We start from the raw sequence: 19,690 nt of genomic DNA on the forward strand, positions 1-19,690 counted from the left end.
ACTTCAGACACCGCAGGATTTACTTACCGAGCGAAATCTTCGGCGCCCAGGTCAGCCACTCATCCTCAAACTTGTCGAACAACGGGAACGTCTGCTCGGCCCGCGCCGGGTTGCCCATGCGCTCACCGTCCGGCGTAGCGAAGGCGATGCCGCCCTGAATCAGCGTTTCCAGGGATTCGGTGCGCACCGTGACACCTTTGAACAAGCCGTAATCAAAACCGACCCCACTGGTGTTCCAGAAGCGGCTGCCACTGCGCACCAACGGCGCGTATTTCGGCTCGATCAGAATGTGTACCAGTACCCGGTCAGCCGTCTGGCCCAGCTCATAACCGGTGACTTTGCCCACGGTAATTTCCCGATAAGTAACCGGCACACCCGGTTTCAGCGAGCCACGACGCGCCGCGCTCAATACCAGACTCAAACCTGCTTCCTGCTTCGTCACTTCCGGGGCCTCAGCCAGGGCGACAAAGTTTTTCTGCGGGCCAAGGTTCTTCGCCGCTGGCTGCACCTCGATGTACTTACCAGTGACCAGGGTTTCCAGGTTTTCAGTCTTGATCAGGCCCAGCTCAGGTTTGACCACCCAGAACTGACTGCCGACCCGGGCGATCTTCTCCGGCACTTCGGTTATACGCGCGGTGAGGATGACCGATTGCAGATCGTCGGTCAGATCGACACTTTCGATCTTGCCGACGTCCAGCCCCTTGAAGCGCACCGGAGTGCCGCTACGCAGACCGTCCGCGCGCTCGACCTTGATGGTGACCACGGCGCCCTTCTGGTTGGCCTCGTCGTGACTGGCGAACAGGCGGAAACGCGGAATACGCTTTTGCAACGGCGCCTTGGCTTGCGGCGTTTCGAAGGCGATGCCGCCAACCATCAGCGTCTGCAGCGACTCACTCTTGACCTGAATCCCGCCGGTCAAACCGCCGGTCAGCGTCACGCCGCTGACATTCCAGAAGCGCGTCGAGGCGTTGACCAGATTTTCGTATTCTTTCTCGATGTGCACACCGATGACCAGTTGCTTGCGCGTCTTGGAAAACTGGTAGCTCTGCACCGAACCGACCTTGACCTGCTTGTACAGAATAGGACTGCCGACATCGATGGAACCGAGGGTGTCGGTAAACAGTACAAGGTGCAGGCCGGGCGAGCGCAGGTCGAGTGGCGGCGCTTTCGGTCGCGCTTCGAATTCACGCTTCGGCGCCGCACCTTTGTCGCCCGGACGCACCGCGATGTAGTTACCTTTCACCAACGCTTCCAGCCCGGTGATACCCGCCAGAGAAATCGACGGCTTGACCACCCAGAATTGTGTGCCGTCGACCAGATAATCTTCGGCCAGAGGATCGAGGGTCAGCTCGGCAGTGGCGCTGTTCAGATCCGGATCGATCTTGAGGGCTTTCAGGTTGCCGACCTGAATGCCTTTGTACATCACCGGCGTACGACCGGCCTGCAGGCCTTCGAAGTCGCTGAGTTTGACCTTCACTCGGATACCCGCTGCCGCCGCATCAAAGTCTTCGTAGAGACGGAACGGCAGGCTTGGATCGGTCGGCGGGCTGTCCTTGCGGTTCTCAGGGGTGGCGAAGGCGATACCGCCGGCGACGATACTGGCCAGCGATTCGCTGCGCACTTTCACCCCGGACAGGTTGGCGTCGATGCTGATGCCACTGGCATTCCAGAAACGCGTGTGTTTGCGCACCAGTTTGGCGTAGGTCGGCTCGATGAAGACTTTGAGCTCAACGGTGCTCTGGTCCTCCGACAGCAGATAGCTTTTAACCTGACCCACCTGAATCTGTTTGTAGAACACCGGGCTGCCGCGATTCAGCGAGCCGAGGCGATCAGCCTTGATGGTCAGGTGCAAACCGGGCTTGGCGTCAGACAGCGGAGGCTCTTCGGCCAGCGCCTTGAACTTGCGCGTCGGCTCGCCTTCGCCCGGACTGATAGCGACGTAGTTACCCGACACCAGGGTTTCCAGGCCGGTAATGCCGGCCAGGGTCACGCTCGGCTTGACCAGCCAGAACCGCGTGCTGGTTTTCAGGTACTGTTCGACGTCCTTGTTCATTTCGACGGTGGCAATCACGCCTTTGGAGTTGCCTTCATCGTCGAGCTTGAGCGTCTTGACCTTGCCGACCGGCATGCCTTTGTAGACCACTTCAGTCTTGTTGGCCTGGATGCCTTCGCCGCTTTCAAAGCGAACCTGGATTTCGATACCGGTTTCGGAGTAGGCACGCCAGCCAAGCCAGCCGCCGATGATCAGCGCGATCAGAGGCAGCACCCAGATGGCAGACCAGTTCGAGGCCGGTCGGGTTTTCGCTACAGGCAAATCAGTCATGGTCGTCGTCCGACTCCGTGTTATCCCAAATCAGCCGGGGATCAAAAGTTACTGCGGCAAGCATCGTCAGAATCACCACAGTGGCGAAGGCGATGGCACCAAGATTGGCTTCGACACTGGCGAGTCGGCCGAAGTTGACGACCGCCACCAGAATGGCGATCACAAAAATATCGAGCATCGACCAGCGACCGATGAATTCGATAAAGCGGTACATCCAGATGCGCTGACGCGCGGATAACGGCTGACGTCGCTGCACCGAAAACAGCAGCAGCGCAATGCCGACCAGTTTGAAGGTCGGCACCAGAATGCTGGCAATGAACACCACGGCTGCAATCGGAATCATGCCGTGCTGCACCAACTGGATCACCCCGGACATGATCGTGCTTGGATCGCCCTGCCCCAGAGAACTGACCGTCATGATCGGCAGGACATTGGCCGGGATGTAAATGATCGCAGCGGTGATCAGCAGCGCCCAGGTTCGGGTCAGGCTATTCGGACGCCGGGCGTGTACCAGCGCACCGCAACGGGTACATGTCTGCTGATCGAGGTCGGCTTCCTGCTTGTTCAGTTCGTGGCACTCGGTGCACACCAGAATGCCTGCATCAATCGCCCGCATGGGCATCCTCTCCTGATAACGCCTGCCAGATCTGATGCGGTGACATCACCACTTCCAGCCAGACCTGCACGAGCAACAAACCGATGAAACACGCCAAACCGAGGCCGACCGTGATTGCTGCCATATCTGCCAGCTTGACGATCGCCACCAGCACGCCCATGAGGTAGACCTCGAGCATTCCCCAGTCTCTGAGGTGGTGGTAAATGCGGTAAAGCAGCAAGCCGTAACTGCGACCGACATTGAATTGGATCGTCAGTAAAACGAATAACTGGCACAGCAGCTTCAGCAGCGGTATGGCCATGCTGCACAAGAAAACGACAATCGAAACGCCCTGCATGTCGGTGTTGAACAGGCCCACAACACCGCTCCAAACGGTGTCTTGCGAGGTTTGGCCGAGAATATTGAGCTGCATGATGGGTAGAAAGTTTGCCGGGATATACAACAGCAGCGCAGCGATCACCAAGGCAAGGCTGCGCTGCACCACGTTATGGCGGTGGGCGTACAACTCGTAACCACAACGCGGACAGACGGCCTTCTCGCCGTGAGCGAGTTGAGGCTTGCGCATCAGCAGGTCGCACTCATGACAGGCTACCAGGTCTTCCAGCGGTAATTCTGACAGCCCGGGGGCGTCAACCGACTCTGACATACAGGCTCTGGCTCCAAAAAAGGTGGGGCTATTCTAGTGCTGTGATTGGAAAATAACTGTGCAAATTTGTTCGCTAGTGCACGCAAACTTTCCCGCAGGCAAAACAAAACCCCAACTGCTTTCGCAATTGGGGTTTCGGAATTTAATCTTGACGATGACCTACTCTCACATGGGGAAACCCCACACTACCATCGGCGATGCATCGTTTCACTGCTGAGTTCGGGATGGGATCAGGTGGTTCCAACGCTCTATGGTCGTCAAGAAATTCGGGTACTGACTCGTGACCAGATGGCCTCGCTTCAGCAAATTGGGTATGTGACAGCTTTCGGTGTTTGTGCGTTTCGAACTTTCGGTTCGTTTCGTCTTCACACACCGCAATCTGGTCTCTTCGACTCAAATTGCTTGGGTGTTATATGGTCAAGCCTCACGGGCAATTAGTATTGGTTAGCTCAACGCCTCACAGCGCTTACACACCCAACCTATCAACGTCGTAGTCTTCGACGGCCCTTCAGGGAACTCAAGGTTCCAGTGAGATCTCATCTTGAGGCAAGTTTCCCGCTTAGATGCTTTCAGCGGTTATCTTTCCCGAACATAGCTACCCGGCAATGCCACTGGCGTGACAACCGGAACACCAGAGGTTCGTCCACTCCGGTCCTCTCGTACTAGGAGCAGCCCCTCTCAAATCTCAAACGTCCACGGCAGATAGGGACCGAACTGTCTCACGACGTTCTAAACCCAGCTCGCGTACCACTTTAAATGGCGAACAGCCATACCCTTGGGACCGGCTTCAGCCCCAGGATGTGATGAGCCGACATCGAGGTGCCAAACACCGCCGTCGATATGAACTCTTGGGCGGTATCAGCCTGTTATCCCCGGAGTACCTTTTATCCGTTGAGCGATGGCCCTTCCATACAGAACCACCGGATCACTAAGACCTACTTTCGTACCTGCTCGACGTGTCTGTCTCGCAGTCAAGCGCGCTTTTGCCTTTATACTCTACGACCGATTTCCGACCGGTCTGAGCGCACCTTCGTACTCCTCCGTTACTCTTTAGGAGGAGACCGCCCCAGTCAAACTACCCACCATACACTGTCCTCGATCCGGATAACGGACCTGAGTTAGAACCTCAAAGTTGCCAGGGTGGTATTTCAAGGATGGCTCCACGCGAACTGGCGTCCACGCTTCAAAGCCTCCCACCTATCCTACACAAGCAAATTCAAAGTCCAGTGCAAAGCTATAGTAAAGGTTCACGGGGTCTTTCCGTCTAGCCGCGGATACACTGCATCTTCACAGCGATTTCAATTTCACTGAGTCTCGGGTGGAGACAGCGCCGCCATCGTTACGCCATTCGTGCAGGTCGGAACTTACCCGACAAGGAATTTCGCTACCTTAGGACCGTTATAGTTACGGCCGCCGTTTACCGGGGCTTCGATCAAGAGCTTCGCGTTAGCTAACCCCATCAATTAACCTTCCGGCACCGGGCAGGCGTCACACCCTATACGTCCACTTTCGTGTTTGCAGAGTGCTGTGTTTTTAATAAACAGTCGCAGCGGCCTGGTATCTTCGACCGGCATGAGCTTACGGAGCAAGTCCTTCACCCTCACCGGCGCACCTTCTCCCGAAGTTACGGTGCCATTTTGCCTAGTTCCTTCACCCGAGTTCTCTCAAGCGCCTTGGTATTCTCTACCCAACCACCTGTGTCGGTTTGGGGTACGGTTCCTGGTTACCTGAAGCTTAGAAGCTTTTCTTGGAAGCATGGCATCAACCACTTCGTCACCCAAAGGGTAACTCGTCATCAGCTCTCGGCCTTAAGATCCCGGATTTACCTAAGATCTCAGCCTACCACCTTAAACTTGGACAACCAACGCCAAGCTGGCCTAGCCTTCTCCGTCCCTCCATCGCAATAACCAGAAGTACAGGAATATTAACCTGTTTTCCATCGACTACGCTTTTCAGCCTCGCCTTAGGGACCGACTAACCCTGCGTCGATTAACGTTGCGCAGGAAACCTTGGTCTTTCGGCGTGGGTGTTTTTCACACCCATTGTCGTTACTCATGTCAGCATTCGCACTTCTGATACCTCCAGCAAGCTTCTCAACTCACCTTCACAGGCTTACAGAACGCTCCTCTACCGCATCATCCTAAGATGATACCCGTAGCTTCGGTGTATGGTTTGAGCCCCGTTACATCTTCCGCGCAGGCCGACTCGACTAGTGAGCTATTACGCTTTCTTTAAAGGGTGGCTGCTTCTAAGCCAACCTCCTAGCTGTCTAAGCCTTCCCACATCGTTTCCCACTTAACCATAACTTTGGGACCTTAGCTGACGGTCTGGGTTGTTTCCCTTTTCACGACGGACGTTAGCACCCGCCGTGTGTCTCCCATGCTCGGCACTTGTAGGTATTCGGAGTTTGCATCGGTTTGGTAAGTCGGGATGACCCCCTAGCCGAAACAGTGCTCTACCCCCTACAGTGATACATGAGGCGCTACCTAAATAGCTTTCGAGGAGAACCAGCTATCTCCGAGCTTGATTAGCCTTTCACTCCGATCCACAGGTCATCCGCTAACTTTTCAACGGTAGTCGGTTCGGTCCTCCAGTCAGTGTTACCTAACCTTCAACCTGCCCATGGATAGATCGCCCGGTTTCGGGTCTATTCCCAGCGACTAGACGCCCTATTAAGACTCGCTTTCGCTACGCCTCCCCTATTCGGTTAAGCTCGCCACTGAAAATAAGTCGCTGACCCATTATACAAAAGGTACGCAGTCACCCAACAAAGTGGGCTCCCACTGCTTGTACGCATACGGTTTCAGGATCTATTTCACTCCCCTCTCCGGGGTTCTTTTCGCCTTTCCCTCACGGTACTAGTTCACTATCGGTCAGTCAGTAGTATTTAGCCTTGGAGGATGGTCCCCCCATATTCAGACAAAGTTTCTCGTGCTCCGTCCTACTCGATTTCATGACTAAGAGATTTTCGCGTACAGGGCTATCACCCACTATGGCCGCACTTTCCAGAGCGTTCCGCTAATCTCAAAGCCACTTAAGGGCTAGTCCCCGTTCGCTCGCCACTACTAAGGGAATCTCGGTTGATTTCTTTTCCTCAGGGTACTTAGATGTTTCAGTTCCCCTGGTTCGCCTCTTGCACCTATGTATTCAGTACAAGATAACCATCTTGTGATGGCTGGGTTCCCCCATTCAGACATCTCCGGATCAAAGTCTGTTTGCCGACTCCCCGAAGCTTTTCGCAGGCTACCACGTCTTTCATCGCCTCTGACTGCCAAGGCATCCACCGTATGCGCTTCTTCACTTGACCATATAACCCCAAGCAATCTGGTTATACTGTGAAGACGACATTCGCCGAAAATTCGAATTTCTCAATTAAGAGAACTCACAAATTTTACCTTAGCCTGATCCGTTACCAGTGAAAGTAACGTTCAGTCTATCTTTCTATCACATACCCAAATTTTTAAAGAACGATCTAATCAAAAGACTAGAAATCAATATTCTCTCGGAATATTCATTTCTAAGCTTTCAGAAGCAGTTTATATGGTGGAGCCAAGCGGGATCGAACCGCTGACCTCCTGCGTGCAAGGCAGGCGCTCTCCCAGCTGAGCTATGGCCCCATAACAAAATTGGTGGGTCTGGGCAGATTCGAACTGCCGACCTCACCCTTATCAGGGGTGCGCTCTAACCAACTGAGCTACAGACCCAATTTCGAGCGCGTAACTGTTAGCCTGGAGCTATCAGCTTGGAGCTTAAAGCTGCTTCTATCGTCTTCTTCAATGAATCAAGCAATTCGTGTGGGAGCTCATGGAGCAGCTGATGTCGTCGATTAAGGAGGTGATCCAGCCGCAGGTTCCCCTACGGCTACCTTGTTACGACTTCACCCCAGTCATGAATCACACCGTGGTAACCGTCCCCCCGAAGGTTAGACTAGCTACTTCTGGTGCAACCCACTCCCATGGTGTGACGGGCGGTGTGTACAAGGCCCGGGAACGTATTCACCGTGACATTCTGATTCACGATTACTAGCGATTCCGACTTCACGCAGTCGAGTTGCAGACTGCGATCCGGACTACGATCGGTTTTATGGGATTAGCTCCACCTCGCGGCTTGGCAACCCTTTGTACCGACCATTGTAGCACGTGTGTAGCCCAGGCCGTAAGGGCCATGATGACTTGACGTCATCCCCACCTTCCTCCGGTTTGTCACCGGCAGTCTCCTTAGAGTGCCCACCATAACGTGCTGGTAACTAAGGACAAGGGTTGCGCTCGTTACGGGACTTAACCCAACATCTCACGACACGAGCTGACGACAGCCATGCAGCACCTGTCTCAATGTTCCCGAAGGCACCAATCCATCTCTGGAAAGTTCATTGGATGTCAAGGCCTGGTAAGGTTCTTCGCGTTGCTTCGAATTAAACCACATGCTCCACCGCTTGTGCGGGCCCCCGTCAATTCATTTGAGTTTTAACCTTGCGGCCGTACTCCCCAGGCGGTCAACTTAATGCGTTAGCTGCGCCACTAAGAGCTCAAGGCTCCCAACGGCTAGTTGACATCGTTTACGGCGTGGACTACCAGGGTATCTAATCCTGTTTGCTCCCCACGCTTTCGCACCTCAGTGTCAGTATCAGTCCAGGTGGTCGCCTTCGCCACTGGTGTTCCTTCCTATATCTACGCATTTCACCGCTACACAGGAAATTCCACCACCCTCTACCATACTCTAGCTCGACAGTTTTGAATGCAGTTCCCAGGTTGAGCCCGGGGATTTCACATCCAACTTAACGAACCACCTACGCGCGCTTTACGCCCAGTAATTCCGATTAACGCTTGCACCCTCTGTATTACCGCGGCTGCTGGCACAGAGTTAGCCGGTGCTTATTCTGTCGGTAACGTCAAAATTGCAGAGTATTAATCTACAACCCTTCCTCCCAACTTAAAGTGCTTTACAATCCGAAGACCTTCTTCACACACGCGGCATGGCTGGATCAGGCTTTCGCCCATTGTCCAATATTCCCCACTGCTGCCTCCCGTAGGAGTCTGGACCGTGTCTCAGTTCCAGTGTGACTGATCATCCTCTCAGACCAGTTACGGATCGTCGCCTTGGTGAGCCATTACCTCACCAACTAGCTAATCCGACCTAGGCTCATCTGATAGCGCAAGGCCCGAAGGTCCCCTGCTTTCTCCCGTAGGACGTATGCGGTATTAGCGTTCCTTTCGAAACGTTGTCCCCCACTACCAGGCAGATTCCTAGGCATTACTCACCCGTCCGCCGCTGAATCCAGGAGCAAGCTCCTTTCATCCGCTCGACTTGCATGTGTTAGGCCTGCCGCCAGCGTTCAATCTGAGCCATGATCAAACTCTTCAGTTCAAACATCTTTGGGTTTTTAAGAAACCCTAAACTTGGCTCAGCAATCGTTGGTTACATCTTTGATTTCTCGCGGAGTAACTTGTGATGCTGATAATCTTGTTGACTATCAGTCTGACTCCACAAGCACCCACACGAATTGCTTGATTCAGTTGTTAAAGAGCGGTTGGTTAAGATCTTTCGTCTCAACCGAGGCGCGCATTCTACAGCAGCCTCATTTGCTGTCAAGTGATTATTTTCAGAAGCTTTCGAAGATTTCTTCAACAACTTCAACCACTTGCGCTTCCGATCTCTCGTCAGCGGGAGGCGAATTCTACAGCGTTACACGCTGCTGTCAACACCTCTTTTTCAACTTCCTTTCGAGCTTCGATGAACTGAAGCCACTTACTGCCGAAACCTACTTAACTCGTTGAATCTCAAGGAGTTTTCCGTTTCGACCGCGCCGGAAGTGGGGCGAATTATAGACACCTCAGATCTGCCGTCAACCGTTAATTTCGCTTTTCTTGCAAAATCGCCTTCCCGGCTTTTAAACGCGGGATTCTGCGCATCACCGGCGGAACACGCAGAACGAGCAGCACGCCACCTATAAATGCATAAATCGCCCATTCTTCGAGATCTGCACGAACGATCCACAACATATGCAGCAAACCCAGGCCCAGAATCACGTAAACCAAGCGATGCAACTTCTTCCAGCGCATACCCAGTCGACGCTGACTGTAACGATTAGACGTCACCGCCAGTGCCAACAAGCCAAGAAAACCCAAAGCCCCAACGATGATGTACGGCCGCTTGCGTAATTCGACCGCCAGTTGCGACCAATCGAAACCGAGGATAAATGCCAGATAGCTGCTCAGATGCAAAACCACATAGGCGAAACACCAAAGCCCCAATTGCCGGCGCACGGCAATCCACCCCGCCCACCCGGTCAGCTTCTGCAGAGGTGTCATGCTCAAGGTGATCAGCAGCAGGATCAACGTACCCAGCCCCAGCCGATCAACCAGGACTTTGCCGGGATCAGGCCCCAGCGAATCCTCCAGAGCTTGATACAACCACAGCAACGGCCAGATGGCCGCAGCAATGAACACGCCTATCCGCCAGTACGGGAACCGCATCAGTAATTCTTCCGCAGATCGAGCCCTGTATATAAAGAAGCGACTTCATCCGCGTAGCCGTTGAACATCTGCGTATCACGCACGTTCGGTTTGAACAGGCTGTTCGGCAAACGTCGCTCGCGTGCCTGCGTCCAGCGCGGGTGATCAACGGTCGGGTTCACATTGGCATAAAAGCCGTACTCACTCGCGGCGATGCTTTGCCAGGTGGTCTTCGGCTGCTCGCTGACCAGACTGATGCGCACGATGGACTTTACGCTCTTGAAGCCATATTTCCACGGCACCACCAGACGCAACGGAGCGCCATTCTGGTTGGGCAATTCGCGCCCATACATCCCGACCGCAAGGATCGCCAGTGGATTCATCGCCTCGTCCAGTCGCAAGCCTTCGACATAAGGCCAGTCGATCAAGGCGAAACCCGAGCGCTGCCCGGGCATGCTCTTCGGATCCTGCAGGGTTTCGAAGCGGATGTACTTGGCCTTGGAGGTCGGCTCGACCTGCTTGAGCAATGCCGAGATCGGAAAGCCGATCCACGGAATGACCATCGACCATGCCTCGACACAGCGCAGACGGTAGATGCGCTCCTCGAGTTGATACGGCTTCATGAAATCTTCCAGCGCATAACGTCCGGGCTTGCCCACCTCCCCGTCCACCACAACGCTCCACGGCTCGGTTTTCAGCGACCCGGCGTTCGCTGCCGGATCGCCCTTGTCCGTACCGAATTCATAGAAGTTGTTGTAATGAGTAGCGTCTTTATAAGGCGTGATCGCCTCATCCTTGACATTAACCGCGCCCCACTGGGTAGAAGGAAGCTTTTCGGTAAACCAGGCCGGCGCTTTGCCAGGCTCGACATCGGCGTACCGCGCGGCATCATCGGCGCTGGCCCAACGCGGCAGACTGCTCATCGCAATGCCGGCCGCTGTGGCTCCGAGTAATTGGCGACGCGAAAGATAAATGGCTTCAGGCGTGACATCCGACTCATGGCAGTCGGACGCTTTAGGGACTTTGATCAACATGGCAACTCCGCAGCTTTGGAGGACTGATGCACCCATTGACTGCGGAGTATGCGGGAAATTACATCACTCGGCGTTTTTGTGACGACGAAGACGCAACAGGTACTGCACCGGCCCGGAAGCGGCATAGGCGAGGAACACCAGCAGCAGGATTCGCGGCGGATCGCTGAACACAACGGCGAACACCAATACCACCGCCAGGATCGCCACGAACGGCACGCGTCCTTTCAGATCCAGCTCCTTGAAGCTGTTGTACTTGATGTTGCTGACCATCAGCATGCCGGCCGCAGCGACCATCAGCGCCACCAGGAACGACATCTTCGAACCCTGGATGCCGTAATCGCTGAACGCCCAGACGATACCGGCCACGACGCCGGCAGCCGCCGGACTTGCCAGACCGATGAAATAGCGTTTGTCAGCGGTACCGACCTGAGTGTTGAAGCGCGCCAGACGCAACGCCGCGCCTGCTACATAGATGAAGGCGACCATCCAGCCAACCTTGCCCATATCACCCAGCGCCCAGCCGAACGCCAGCAACGCCGGGGCGACACCGAACGCGACCATGTCCGACAACGAGTCGTACTCGGCGCCGAAGGCACTTTGCGTATTGGTCATGCGCGCCACACGACCATCGAGGCCATCGAGCACCATGGCGACGAAAATCGCGATCGCGGCAAAAGCGAAATACTTGCTCGCGTTCGCCGAATCACCGGCGCTCAACGCAGCCTGGGCACTCATCGAGTTGATGATGGAATAGAAGCCTGCAAACAGGTTTGCAGTGGTGAACAGGTTCGGCAGCAGATAGATACCACGATGCCGGACTTTACGACCTTCCGCGTCGTGCCCTTCTTCGATGTGTTCATCGACGGGCAGCAGACTTTCGGCGTCAGAAGCCTTGTTCGGCTCTTCGGGACGTTCGCTCATGGACATTACCTTGCAACGGTTTGGAAAAAATTCGACAGAGGCTTGAGGACGACAGTTCGGCCACAAACGATGCAGCTTTATACCAGAACCACCGCCTCAAACGAAAAAACGCGGCCGAGGCCGCGTTTTTCGTACAAGCAACGACGACTTAGTTTTTGGCTTTGTCGACGATCTTGTTGGCACCGATCCACGGCATCATGGAGCGCAGTTGCTCGCCGATGATCTCGATACCGTGAGCGGCGTTGTTACGACGCTTGGCGGTCATCGAAGGGTAGCCGGTTGCGCCTTCGCTGATGAACATTTTGGCGTATTCGCCGTCCTGAATACGTTTCAGGGCGTTGCGCATGGCCTGACGGGATTCGGCGTTGATCACTTCCGGCCCCGTCACGTACTCGCCGTATTCAGCGTTGTTGGAGATCGAGTAGTTCATGTTGGCGATACCGCCTTCGTACATGAGGTCAACGATCAGTTTCAGTTCGTGCAGGCACTCGAAGTAGGCCATTTCCGGCGCGTAGCCAGCCTCAACCAGGGTTTCGAAACCGGCCTTGACCAGCTCAACGGTACCGCCGCACAGAACGGCTTGTTCGCCGAACAGGTCGGTTTCGGTCTCGTCCTTGAAGGTGGTTTCGATGATGCCGGTACGACCGCCGCCAACGCCGGCTGCGTAGGACAGTGCAACGTTCTTGGCGTTGCCCGAGGCGTCCTGGTAGATCGCGATCAGGTCAGGGATACCACCGCCCTTGACGAACTCGGAACGTACGGTGTGGCCTGGAGCCTTCGGCGCGATCATGATCACGTCGAGGTCGGCGCGCGGCACAACCTGGTTGTAGTGAATCGCGAAGCCGTGGGAGAAGGCCAGGGTGGCGCCTTTCTTGATGTTCGGCTCGATTTCATTCTTGTACAGCGAGGACTGGAACTCGTCCGGGGTCAGGATCATGACCAGGTCGGCTGCAGCAACAGCGGAAGCCACGTCGGTCACTTTCAGGCCGTGGGCTTCGGCTTTGGCAACAGTGGCCGAACCTTTACGCAGACCAACGGTAACGTCGACACCGGAGTCTTTCAGGTTGCACGCCTGGGCGTGGCCCTGGGAACCGTAACCGATGATGGCAACTTTCTTGCCCTGGATGATCGACAGGTCGCAGTCTTTATCGTAGAAAACTTTCATGAATTTCCCCTTATATCCGGCCATTCAGGCCATGCGCTAATTTGGTTTAGATGCTGAGTACTTTGTCGCCGCGGGCGATGCCGGTCACGCCGCTACGGACGGTTTCCAGAATCGATGCGGTGCCGATGGACTGAATGAAGCTGTCGAGCTTGTCGCTGGTACCGGTCAATTGAACGGTATAAACGCTGGCGCTGACATCGACGATCTGTCCGCGGTAAATATCGGTGGTGCGTTTGATCTCGGCGCGCTGGGCGCCAGTGGCCTTGACCTTGACCAGCATCAGCTCACGCTCGATGTGAGCGCTTTCCGACAGGTCCACCAGCTTGACCACTTCGATCAGCTTGTTCAGGTTTTTGGTTATCTGCTCGATGACTTCATCGTGGCCCACGGTGGTCAGCGTCAGACGCGACAAGGTCGGGTCTTCGGTCGGGGCCACGGTCAGGCTTTCGATGTTGTAGTTGCGCTGCGAGAACAGGCCGACTACGCGAGACAGAGCGCCAGGTTCGTTTTCCAGAAGCAAGGAAATAATGTGCCGCATGATTAAGTACGCTCCGTCTTGCTCAACCACATATCGCGCATCGAGCCGTCTTTGATCTGCATCGGATAGACGTGCTCGCTGGTGTCGACCGAAACATCGATGATCACCAGGCGATCCTTCATGGCGAACGCTTCTGCCATCTTCGACTTCAAGTCTTTCGATTCGGTGATGCGTACGCCAACGTGGCCGTAGGCTTCAGCCAGCTTGATGAAGTCCGGCAGCGATTCCATGTAGGAGTGCGAGTGACGGCTGCCGTAGCTCATGTCCTGCCACTGGCGAACCATGCCCAGCACACCGTTGTTGAGGATGACGATTTTCACCGGCAAGCCGTATTGCAGGCAGGTCGACAGTTCCTGGATGTTCATCTGGATGCTGCCTTCGCCGGTGACGCAGGCAACGTCGTCGTCCGGGAAGCTCAGCTTGATGCCCATCGCCGCCGGCAGACCGAAGCCCATCGTGCCCAGACCACCGGAGTTGATCCAGCGGTTCGGCTTGTTGAACGTGTAGTACTGCGCCGCGAACATCTGGTGCTGACCGACGTCGGAGGTCACAAAGGCATCGCCCTTGGTCACTTCGCACAGGGTTTCGATTACGGTCTGCGGCTTGATCTTGCTGCCATCACCCTTTTCGTAAGGAAACAGGCCGCGATCGCCGCGCCATTCATCGACCTGCTTCCACCAGCTGGCCACGGACTCCTTGTTCGGGGTCTCGCCGATTTCCTTGAGGATCGCGACCATCTCGGTCAGGACACTCTCGACCGGGCCAACGATTGGCACGTCGGCCTTGATGGTCTTGGAGATCGACGCCGGGTCGATGTCGATGTGGATGATCTTGGCGTTCGGGCAAAACTTCGCCGGGCCATTGATCACGCGGTCGTCGAAACGTGCGCCGACGGCGAGAATCACGTCGGCATGGTGCATCGCCAGGTTGGCGGTGTAGCTGCCGTGCATGCCGAGCATGCCGATGAACTGGCGATCGGTGCCGGGGAAGCCGCCCAGGCCCATCAGCGTGTTGGTCACCGGCAGGTTAAGCATTTTTGCCAGTTCGGTCAGCGGTGCGGAACCGTTGCCGAGAATCACGCCACCGCCGGAGTACAGCACCGGACGCTTGGCCGCCAGGAGCATTTCGGCTGCCTTGCGGATTTGCCCGGAGTGACCGCGAACGGCCGGGCTGTAGGAACGCAGCTTGGCTTTTTTCGGAAAGATGTATTCGAACTTCTCGGCCGGGTTGGTCATGTCTTTCGGGATATCGACCACGACCGGGCCCGGACGACCGGATTGCGCCAGGTAGAACGCCTTCTTCATGACTTCCGGGATTTCCGAGGCGTGCTTGATCATGAAGCTGTGCTTCACGATCGGCCGAGAGATACCGATCATGTCGGTTTCCTGGAACGCGTCGGTGCCGACCATGGTGCTGGGCACCTGACCGGAAATGATCACCATTGGAATCGAGTCCATATAGGCAGTGGCGATACCGGTGATGGCGTTTGTGGCGCCCGGACCGGAAGTCACCAATACCACACCGGCTTTACCGGTGGCACGGGCGTAGCCGTCAGCCATATGGGTTGCCGCTTGCTCGTGACGAACCAGGATGTGAGTCACTTCCGGTTCTTTGAACAGGGCATCGTAAACATGCAGGAGAGCACCACCCGGGTACCCGTAGATATATTTGACGCCTTCGTCACGCAAAAAGCGGACGAGCATCTCACCGCCAGATAAAAGCTCCACGTTGTTCACCTCTAAAACGCCAGAATACCGTCCACAAAAAAGGGGCGGGTCTTAATAGGTTTACTTCTCGGCAGAGCATGAGCGACGGTGGTCGCCGACTACGTCAGCACTGACTGAGCAAGTATTGGGATCGTCCCAAGTGTTGCGGGCCTTTCCCACCCAGCGCGAGGTAACGCGTTGCGGGTGTAACAGGTCGGCGCGGATGTGCGCCTCATGATCTACCGAGTGGGTCTGCTTCTGGCAGTCCCTCTACAGCGGACTTTGGATTCTTCTGTTTCGCCCTCTGCAAGTCAAGTCGTCTGTGTGGTTAATTGTGGGTAAGCACATGAGAACGCAAGAAAAAACCTGAAAAGCGCTACTCTGTTAGCGTCAATTGCGCAATTTTGCCAAGGAATCAGCATGCGAACGCTTCTCCTCACTCTGCTGATCGGCCTAAGCCCGTGGTGCTCGGCCGCTCAAATCTACAAATGGGTCGATGCCCAGGGCGTCACCCACTTCGATGCGCAGCCGCCTGCGGGCCAGCCATCGACCACCGTGCAAACGCCCTCCTCGCCACCGGCAAAACCTTCGGCCATTCCGGGCAGCGGAGTACTCGGCGATCAGAAAGCGATCAACGACAAGGTCAAAAAGCAGGTAGCCGAGCAACAGGCGCAGCTCCACGCGTTTTGTGAGCAGGCACGGACCAACCTTGCGCAGCTGCAAAACAATCCGCGTTTACGAGAAGAGGTCGAAGGACAGTTGAAGCGGCTTGACGATGCGCAGCGTCAGGAGCGCATCGCCGAAGCGCAGAAGCAGATTGAGCAGAACTGCCAGTGATCACTGGCAGTTCTGCGGGTCAGCGTGAGGCGGTGATCAGCAGGTCGAACTCTTTGAGCAGCACCTGCAACTGGCGATCCTTGCCCCCAAGGTTGCGCTGGGCGAAGACCATCTCGGCCATTTCCTGAATCCCCGAGGCATTCGGCAACGGCAGATCCTGCTCCAGAATCATCTTCATGCGCGGCAAGAAGATCCACTGAAGCCACTGCTCAAAGTCCAGCGTATCGACGGAAAACGGCTCGACACTGCTCAGGGCTTCGGCCGAAGGCTCAACCTCGTCCCACCAGCCCTGGGCGCGCAGCTCACGCTCGATCAGCAGCAACTGATCGGCGACTTCCGGGAAACGGGCATCCATTACAGCGAGACCTTGGCCTTCTGCCGGGCCAGCGTGGCGCCGGCGGAATCGCCTTGTTTCTCACGGGCCTGAGCGATCAACTCCCACAGGCTGGCTTGTAGATCCGGACGACCGTTGGCCATGGTCAGCGCACGACGGGCAAATTGCTCGGCTTGCGGCGCATCGCCCTGAGCCATGCGCACCTGCGCGAGGCGATAAAGCACTTGCGGCTCACGCGGCGCAACGCGCTGGGCGCGCTCCAGACTCGACGATGCACCGTTGAGGTCGCCACCGGCCTGCTGCTGTTGTGCAGTGGTCAGCAGGGCCAGCACCGGGCCGTCCAGCTGCTCATCGGCTGACAAGCCACCGCCGCTGCTCGCGGAAGGAATACCGCTCGGCGTCGACGGCATGCTGTAGCTACCGGCGTTGACTGGCGCCGATTCGACCGCCGACGGGTTGTACGGCCCCGATGTGATACCGCCGGATGCCGGGCCCGGAACGATTGGCGAAGAGCTGATCGGTGTCGACACGGCCGCGCCGCCGCCCGGCACCATCACCACTACACCGGTATCGCCTTGCGGAATGGCCTGGGTCTGGCCCTGCACCGGGCGCTTGACCGTCGTCTGACGGAAACCGCCGTTGGCACCGATACGCTCGCTGTTGGACACCGCTGTGCCGGAGTCGACTACGGGAATCGAACCACGCTGTACGGTGGAACAGCCGCTGAGCAAAGCCACGGCGGTCACCGCTGGAATCAACCACTTGTTCACTTGAAACCCTCTTTGCTTAATTCATCCAGCCCTTGACCCAATCCATCACCGACTCCGGCGAGGCAGGCGTTTCGCTTGCACACGCGGCGCCGGGTGGCGGTTCGCTGCCGCGAATATACGGCATCTGTACCGCGCCGGGGCAGTTGGCATCGGAGCCTTGCCCTGTGCGCGAATCGACCCAGGCCTGCACGACGTTGTCCGGCTGCGGCATGTCCAGCGGCAGCGGATCGGCCTTGCGCATGAAACTGGTCCAGACCTGCAACGCACCGGTCGCCCCGGTGAACGGCGTCTTGCCGTTGTCGTCGCGGCCCAGCCAGACCACGGCCAGCAGGTCCTGACTGAATCCGGCGAACCAGCTGTCGCGCGAATCGTTACTGGTACCGGTCTTGCCGGCCAGCGTCAGGGTCTTTGGCAGCACGTTATAAACCGAACTGCCGGTACCTTCACGCATCACGCGCTGCATGGCGTTCTGGATCAGATAGATGGAGGCCGGGTCGAAACGCTGTTGAATCTGGAACGGATAACGCTTGAGCGGCTCGCCTTCGGCGGTCAGTACGCTGCGAATCCCGCGCATCGGCGTGTTGAAGCCTCCGTTGGCCAGCGTCTGGTACATGGTCGCCACTTCGATCGGGGTCATGCCGCCAGCACCGAGAAGCATCGACGGGAACGCCGGGAACTCGCGGGTTACACCGAGGCGACCGAGAGTCTTGAGCACGTTCGGCACACCGACTTCCAGGCCCAGACGCGAGGTCGACAGGTTGTAGGAATGCGCCAGCCCTTGATAGAGGAACACGGTGCCATGGGAGCGGCGATCGTAGTTCTGCGGCTTCCACACCTGGCCGTTCGCGCCTTTGACCGACAACGGCTCATCCGACAGCCAACTGGTCAGGGTGTACTGGCTCGGTTTTTCCAGCGCGGTCAGATAAACCGCCGGTTTGATCAACGAACCGATCGGCCGCACCGCATCCAGCGCGCGGTTGAAGCCGGCGTAACTGGCCTGACGGCTGCCGATCATCGCCTGGACTTCGCCGGTTTCCGGGTTGGTCACGACCATTGCCGCTTCAACGTCATCGGAGCCTTTGCGTCCCGACAGACGTTTGAAGGTGTCGTTGACCGAGGCTTCGGCCTTCATCTGCAGAATCGGGTCAAAACTGGTGAAGATGCGCAGGCCTTCTTCGGTCAAGTCTTCGTCGCGGTAATCCTCACGCAACTGACGTTTGACCAGATCGATGAAGCCTGGGTACGAGCTGTCGGCCAGCTTGCCGCGAGTGGTCACGCCCAGCGGCATTTTCTTCGCCGCCTCAACCTGCTCCGGCGTCGCTACGCCCTGCTGTGCAAGCACGTCGAGCACCAGGTTACGGCGCTCCAGCGCGCGCTCCGGATTACGGCGCGGGTTGTAGTAGGACGGGCCCTTGACCATGCCAACCAGCAACGCCACTTGATGCAGCTTCAGCTCGGACAATGGCTGGCCGAAGAAGAACTGGCTGGCCAGACCGAAACCATGCACCGCACGTTGACCGTCCTGCCCGACGAAGACTTCGTTGAGGTAGGCCTCAAGGATTTCCTTCTTGTCGTAATGCAGCTCCAGCAACATCGCCATCATCGCTTCGGTGAGCTTGCGGGTCAGGCTGCGTTCGCTGGTCAGATAGAAGTTCTTCACCAACTGCTGGGTCAGGGTACTGCCGCCCTGGGTCATCTTGCCGCCAGAGGTGTTGACCCACACCGCACGGGCGATCGATTTCGGCGACACGCCCCAATGGCTGTAGAAATCGCGGTCTTCGACGGCGACCAGGGTTTCGAGCAGATACGGCGGTACCTGATCGAGCTTGATCAGAATACGGTCTTCAAGATTTTTCGGATAAATGCCGCCGATCAGCAGCGGTTCCAGACGCACCACCGACAGTTTGGAGCCGTTGGTCGCCGACAGCTCGGCGACGTAATCGCCGGAGAAACGCACGCGCACCGGTTGCGGTTTTTCCAGGCCTTCGTAGAACTGGAAGCCACGGGTATTCAGGTCAACCGTGTTGCCGCTGACGGCAGCAGCGCCGGGGCCATTGCTCACGGCTTCGCGGCGATAGCCGAGGGCATCGAGTTCGGTGAGGAAATCGTCCTTGCTGAGCTTCTGTCCGACGAACAGCTCGAGCGGGCGCGCGTATACCTTGGCCGGGATGGTCCAGCGCTTGCCGGAGAACTTCTCCTGCACCACGGCATCGAGGTAAACGGCGAAGCCGGCCAGCACGACAAGGCCGACCAGACTGAGTTTGATGGCCCAGCTCAGCCACGGGCTCAGGCCCTTGGACGGTGGTTTTTTCTTGGTACGGGGGGATCGGGATCGAGTCATGGCGGCG

Annotated in this window: 13 protein-coding genes, 2 tRNA genes and 3 rRNA genes; 1 reads left to right on the forward strand and 17 read right to left on the reverse strand. The window is 56.7% G+C overall.

Features of this window, described 5'->3' with window-relative positions:
* Positions 1-19: 19 nt before the first annotated feature.
* From BLU52_RS20345 to BLU52_RS20415, 14 genes are all read right to left on the reverse strand, one after another.
* On the reverse strand, positions 20-2,323 hold the full coding sequence (locus tag BLU52_RS20345) for a PqiB family protein (protein ID WP_090286295.1): 2,304 nt from the start codon (positions 2,321-2,323) through the stop codon (positions 20-22).
* Positions 2,316-2,939 (reverse strand): paraquat-inducible protein A, encoded by a 624-nt coding sequence (locus BLU52_RS20350; RefSeq protein WP_090286297.1) that lies wholly within the window; start codon positions 2,937-2,939, stop codon positions 2,316-2,318. The genes BLU52_RS20345 and BLU52_RS20350 overlap by 8 nt, the downstream gene beginning before the upstream one ends.
* Positions 2,926-3,585 (reverse strand): paraquat-inducible protein A, encoded by a 660-nt coding sequence (locus tag BLU52_RS20355; RefSeq protein WP_090286299.1) that lies wholly within the window; start codon positions 3,583-3,585, stop codon positions 2,926-2,928. The genes BLU52_RS20350 and BLU52_RS20355 overlap by 14 nt, the downstream gene beginning before the upstream one ends.
* Positions 3,586-3,731: 146 nt before the next feature.
* A 5S ribosomal RNA gene (rrf, locus tag BLU52_RS20360) occupies positions 3,732-3,847 on the reverse strand.
* Positions 3,848-3,998: 151 nt separating this feature from the next.
* Positions 3,999-6,892 (reverse strand): 23S ribosomal RNA (locus tag BLU52_RS20365).
* Positions 6,893-7,126: 234 nt separating this feature from the next.
* Positions 7,127-7,202: transfer RNA gene (locus BLU52_RS20370), tRNA-Ala, on the reverse strand.
* Between the two features lie 10 nt (positions 7,203-7,212).
* Positions 7,213-7,289, reverse strand: a tRNA-Ile gene (locus BLU52_RS20375).
* A 123-nt stretch (positions 7,290-7,412) separates the two neighbouring features.
* Positions 7,413-8,949 (reverse strand): 16S ribosomal RNA (locus tag BLU52_RS20380).
* The 16S, 23S and 5S rRNA genes sit together here with 2 tRNA genes alongside, the layout of an rRNA operon.
* A 485-nt stretch (positions 8,950-9,434) precedes the next feature.
* The gene (msrQ, locus tag BLU52_RS20390; RefSeq protein WP_090286301.1) at positions 9,435-10,058 is read right to left on the reverse strand and encodes a protein-methionine-sulfoxide reductase heme-binding subunit MsrQ; all 624 of its coding nucleotides are present in this window, start codon (positions 10,056-10,058) and stop codon (positions 9,435-9,437) included.
* Positions 10,058-11,071, reverse strand: coding sequence for a protein-methionine-sulfoxide reductase catalytic subunit MsrP (gene msrP, locus BLU52_RS20395; protein ID WP_090286303.1), 1,014 nt, complete (start codon positions 11,069-11,071; stop codon positions 10,058-10,060). Before msrP ends, msrQ begins: the two co-directional genes overlap by 1 nt.
* A 63-nt stretch (positions 11,072-11,134) precedes the next feature.
* Complete coding sequence (gene pssA / locus BLU52_RS20400; RefSeq protein WP_090286305.1) at positions 11,135-11,992, reverse strand: CDP-diacylglycerol--serine O-phosphatidyltransferase; 858 nt, start codon at positions 11,990-11,992, stop codon at positions 11,135-11,137.
* 148 nt (positions 11,993-12,140) lie between these two features.
* A complete protein-coding gene (gene ilvC, locus BLU52_RS20405; RefSeq protein WP_003228216.1) occupies positions 12,141-13,157 on the reverse strand; it encodes a ketol-acid reductoisomerase in 1,017 nt (338 codons plus the stop codon).
* A gap of 46 nt (positions 13,158-13,203) precedes the next feature.
* On the reverse strand, positions 13,204-13,695 hold the full coding sequence (gene ilvN / locus BLU52_RS20410) for an acetolactate synthase small subunit (protein ID WP_003176102.1): 492 nt from the start codon (positions 13,693-13,695) through the stop codon (positions 13,204-13,206).
* 2 nt (positions 13,696-13,697) lie between these two features.
* Entirely contained in the window at positions 13,698-15,422 is a 1,725-nt protein-coding gene (locus tag BLU52_RS20415) for an acetolactate synthase 3 large subunit (RefSeq protein ID WP_090288639.1), read from the reverse strand.
* Between the two features lie 399 nt (positions 15,423-15,821).
* Here BLU52_RS20415 and BLU52_RS20420 point away from each other — a divergent pair, with 399 nt between their 5' ends.
* The gene (locus BLU52_RS20420) at positions 15,822-16,238 is read left to right on the forward strand and encodes a DUF4124 domain-containing protein (protein ID WP_090286307.1); all 417 of its coding nucleotides are present in this window, start codon (positions 15,822-15,824) and stop codon (positions 16,236-16,238) included.
* Positions 16,239-16,257: 19 nt separating this feature from the next.
* Here BLU52_RS20420 and BLU52_RS20425 read toward each other — a convergent pair whose 3' ends face one another.
* From BLU52_RS20425 to mrcB, 3 genes are read right to left on the reverse strand one after another with little or no spacing between them, the layout of a single operon-like run.
* Complete coding sequence (locus tag BLU52_RS20425) at positions 16,258-16,593, reverse strand: YqcC family protein (protein ID WP_090286309.1); 336 nt, start codon at positions 16,591-16,593, stop codon at positions 16,258-16,260.
* A complete protein-coding gene (locus BLU52_RS20430; RefSeq protein WP_090286311.1) occupies positions 16,593-17,342 on the reverse strand; it encodes a tetratricopeptide repeat protein in 750 nt (249 codons plus the stop codon). The genes BLU52_RS20425 and BLU52_RS20430 overlap by 1 nt, the downstream gene beginning before the upstream one ends.
* A gap of 16 nt (positions 17,343-17,358) precedes the next feature.
* Positions 17,359-19,683 carry a penicillin-binding protein 1B gene (gene mrcB, locus BLU52_RS20435; RefSeq protein WP_090286313.1) on the reverse strand — a complete coding sequence of 775 codons (2,325 nt, stop codon included), beginning with the start codon at positions 19,681-19,683 and terminating at the stop codon, positions 17,359-17,361.
* Positions 19,684-19,690 lie beyond the last annotated feature (7 nt).

Source organism: Pseudomonas granadensis, from assembly GCF_900105485.1.
Lineage (GTDB): Bacteria > Pseudomonadota > Gammaproteobacteria > Pseudomonadales > Pseudomonadaceae > Aquipseudomonas > Aquipseudomonas granadensis.

Coding starts and splice junctions, on each gene's coding strand:
- BLU52_RS20345 (WP_090286295.1), bottom strand. CDS start 2,323: ATGACTGATTTGCCTGTAGCGAAAACCCGACCGGCCTCGAACTGGTCT.
- BLU52_RS20350 (WP_090286297.1), bottom strand. CDS start 2,939: ATGCGGGCGATTGATGCAGGCATTCTGGTGTGCACCGAGTGCCACGAA.
- BLU52_RS20355 (WP_090286299.1), bottom strand. CDS start 3,585: ATGTCAGAGTCGGTTGACGCCCCCGGGCTGTCAGAATTACCGCTGGAA.
- msrQ (WP_090286301.1), bottom strand. CDS start 10,058: ATGCGGTTCCCGTACTGGCGGATAGGCGTGTTCATTGCTGCGGCCATC.
- msrP (WP_090286303.1), bottom strand. CDS start 11,071: ATGTTGATCAAAGTCCCTAAAGCGTCCGACTGCCATGAGTCGGATGTC.
- pssA (WP_090286305.1), bottom strand. CDS start 11,992: ATGAGCGAACGTCCCGAAGAGCCGAACAAGGCTTCTGACGCCGAAAGT.
- ilvC (WP_003228216.1), bottom strand. CDS start 13,157: ATGAAAGTTTTCTACGATAAAGACTGCGACCTGTCGATCATCCAGGGC.
- ilvN (WP_003176102.1), bottom strand. CDS start 13,695: ATGCGGCACATTATTTCCTTGCTTCTGGAAAACGAACCTGGCGCTCTG.
- BLU52_RS20420 (WP_090286307.1), top strand. CDS start 15,822: ATGCGAACGCTTCTCCTCACTCTGCTGATCGGCCTAAGCCCGTGGTGC.
- BLU52_RS20425 (WP_090286309.1), bottom strand. CDS start 16,593: ATGGATGCCCGTTTCCCGGAAGTCGCCGATCAGTTGCTGCTGATCGAG.
- mrcB (WP_090286313.1), bottom strand. CDS start 19,683: ATGACTCGATCCCGATCCCCCCGTACCAAGAAAAAACCACCGTCCAAG.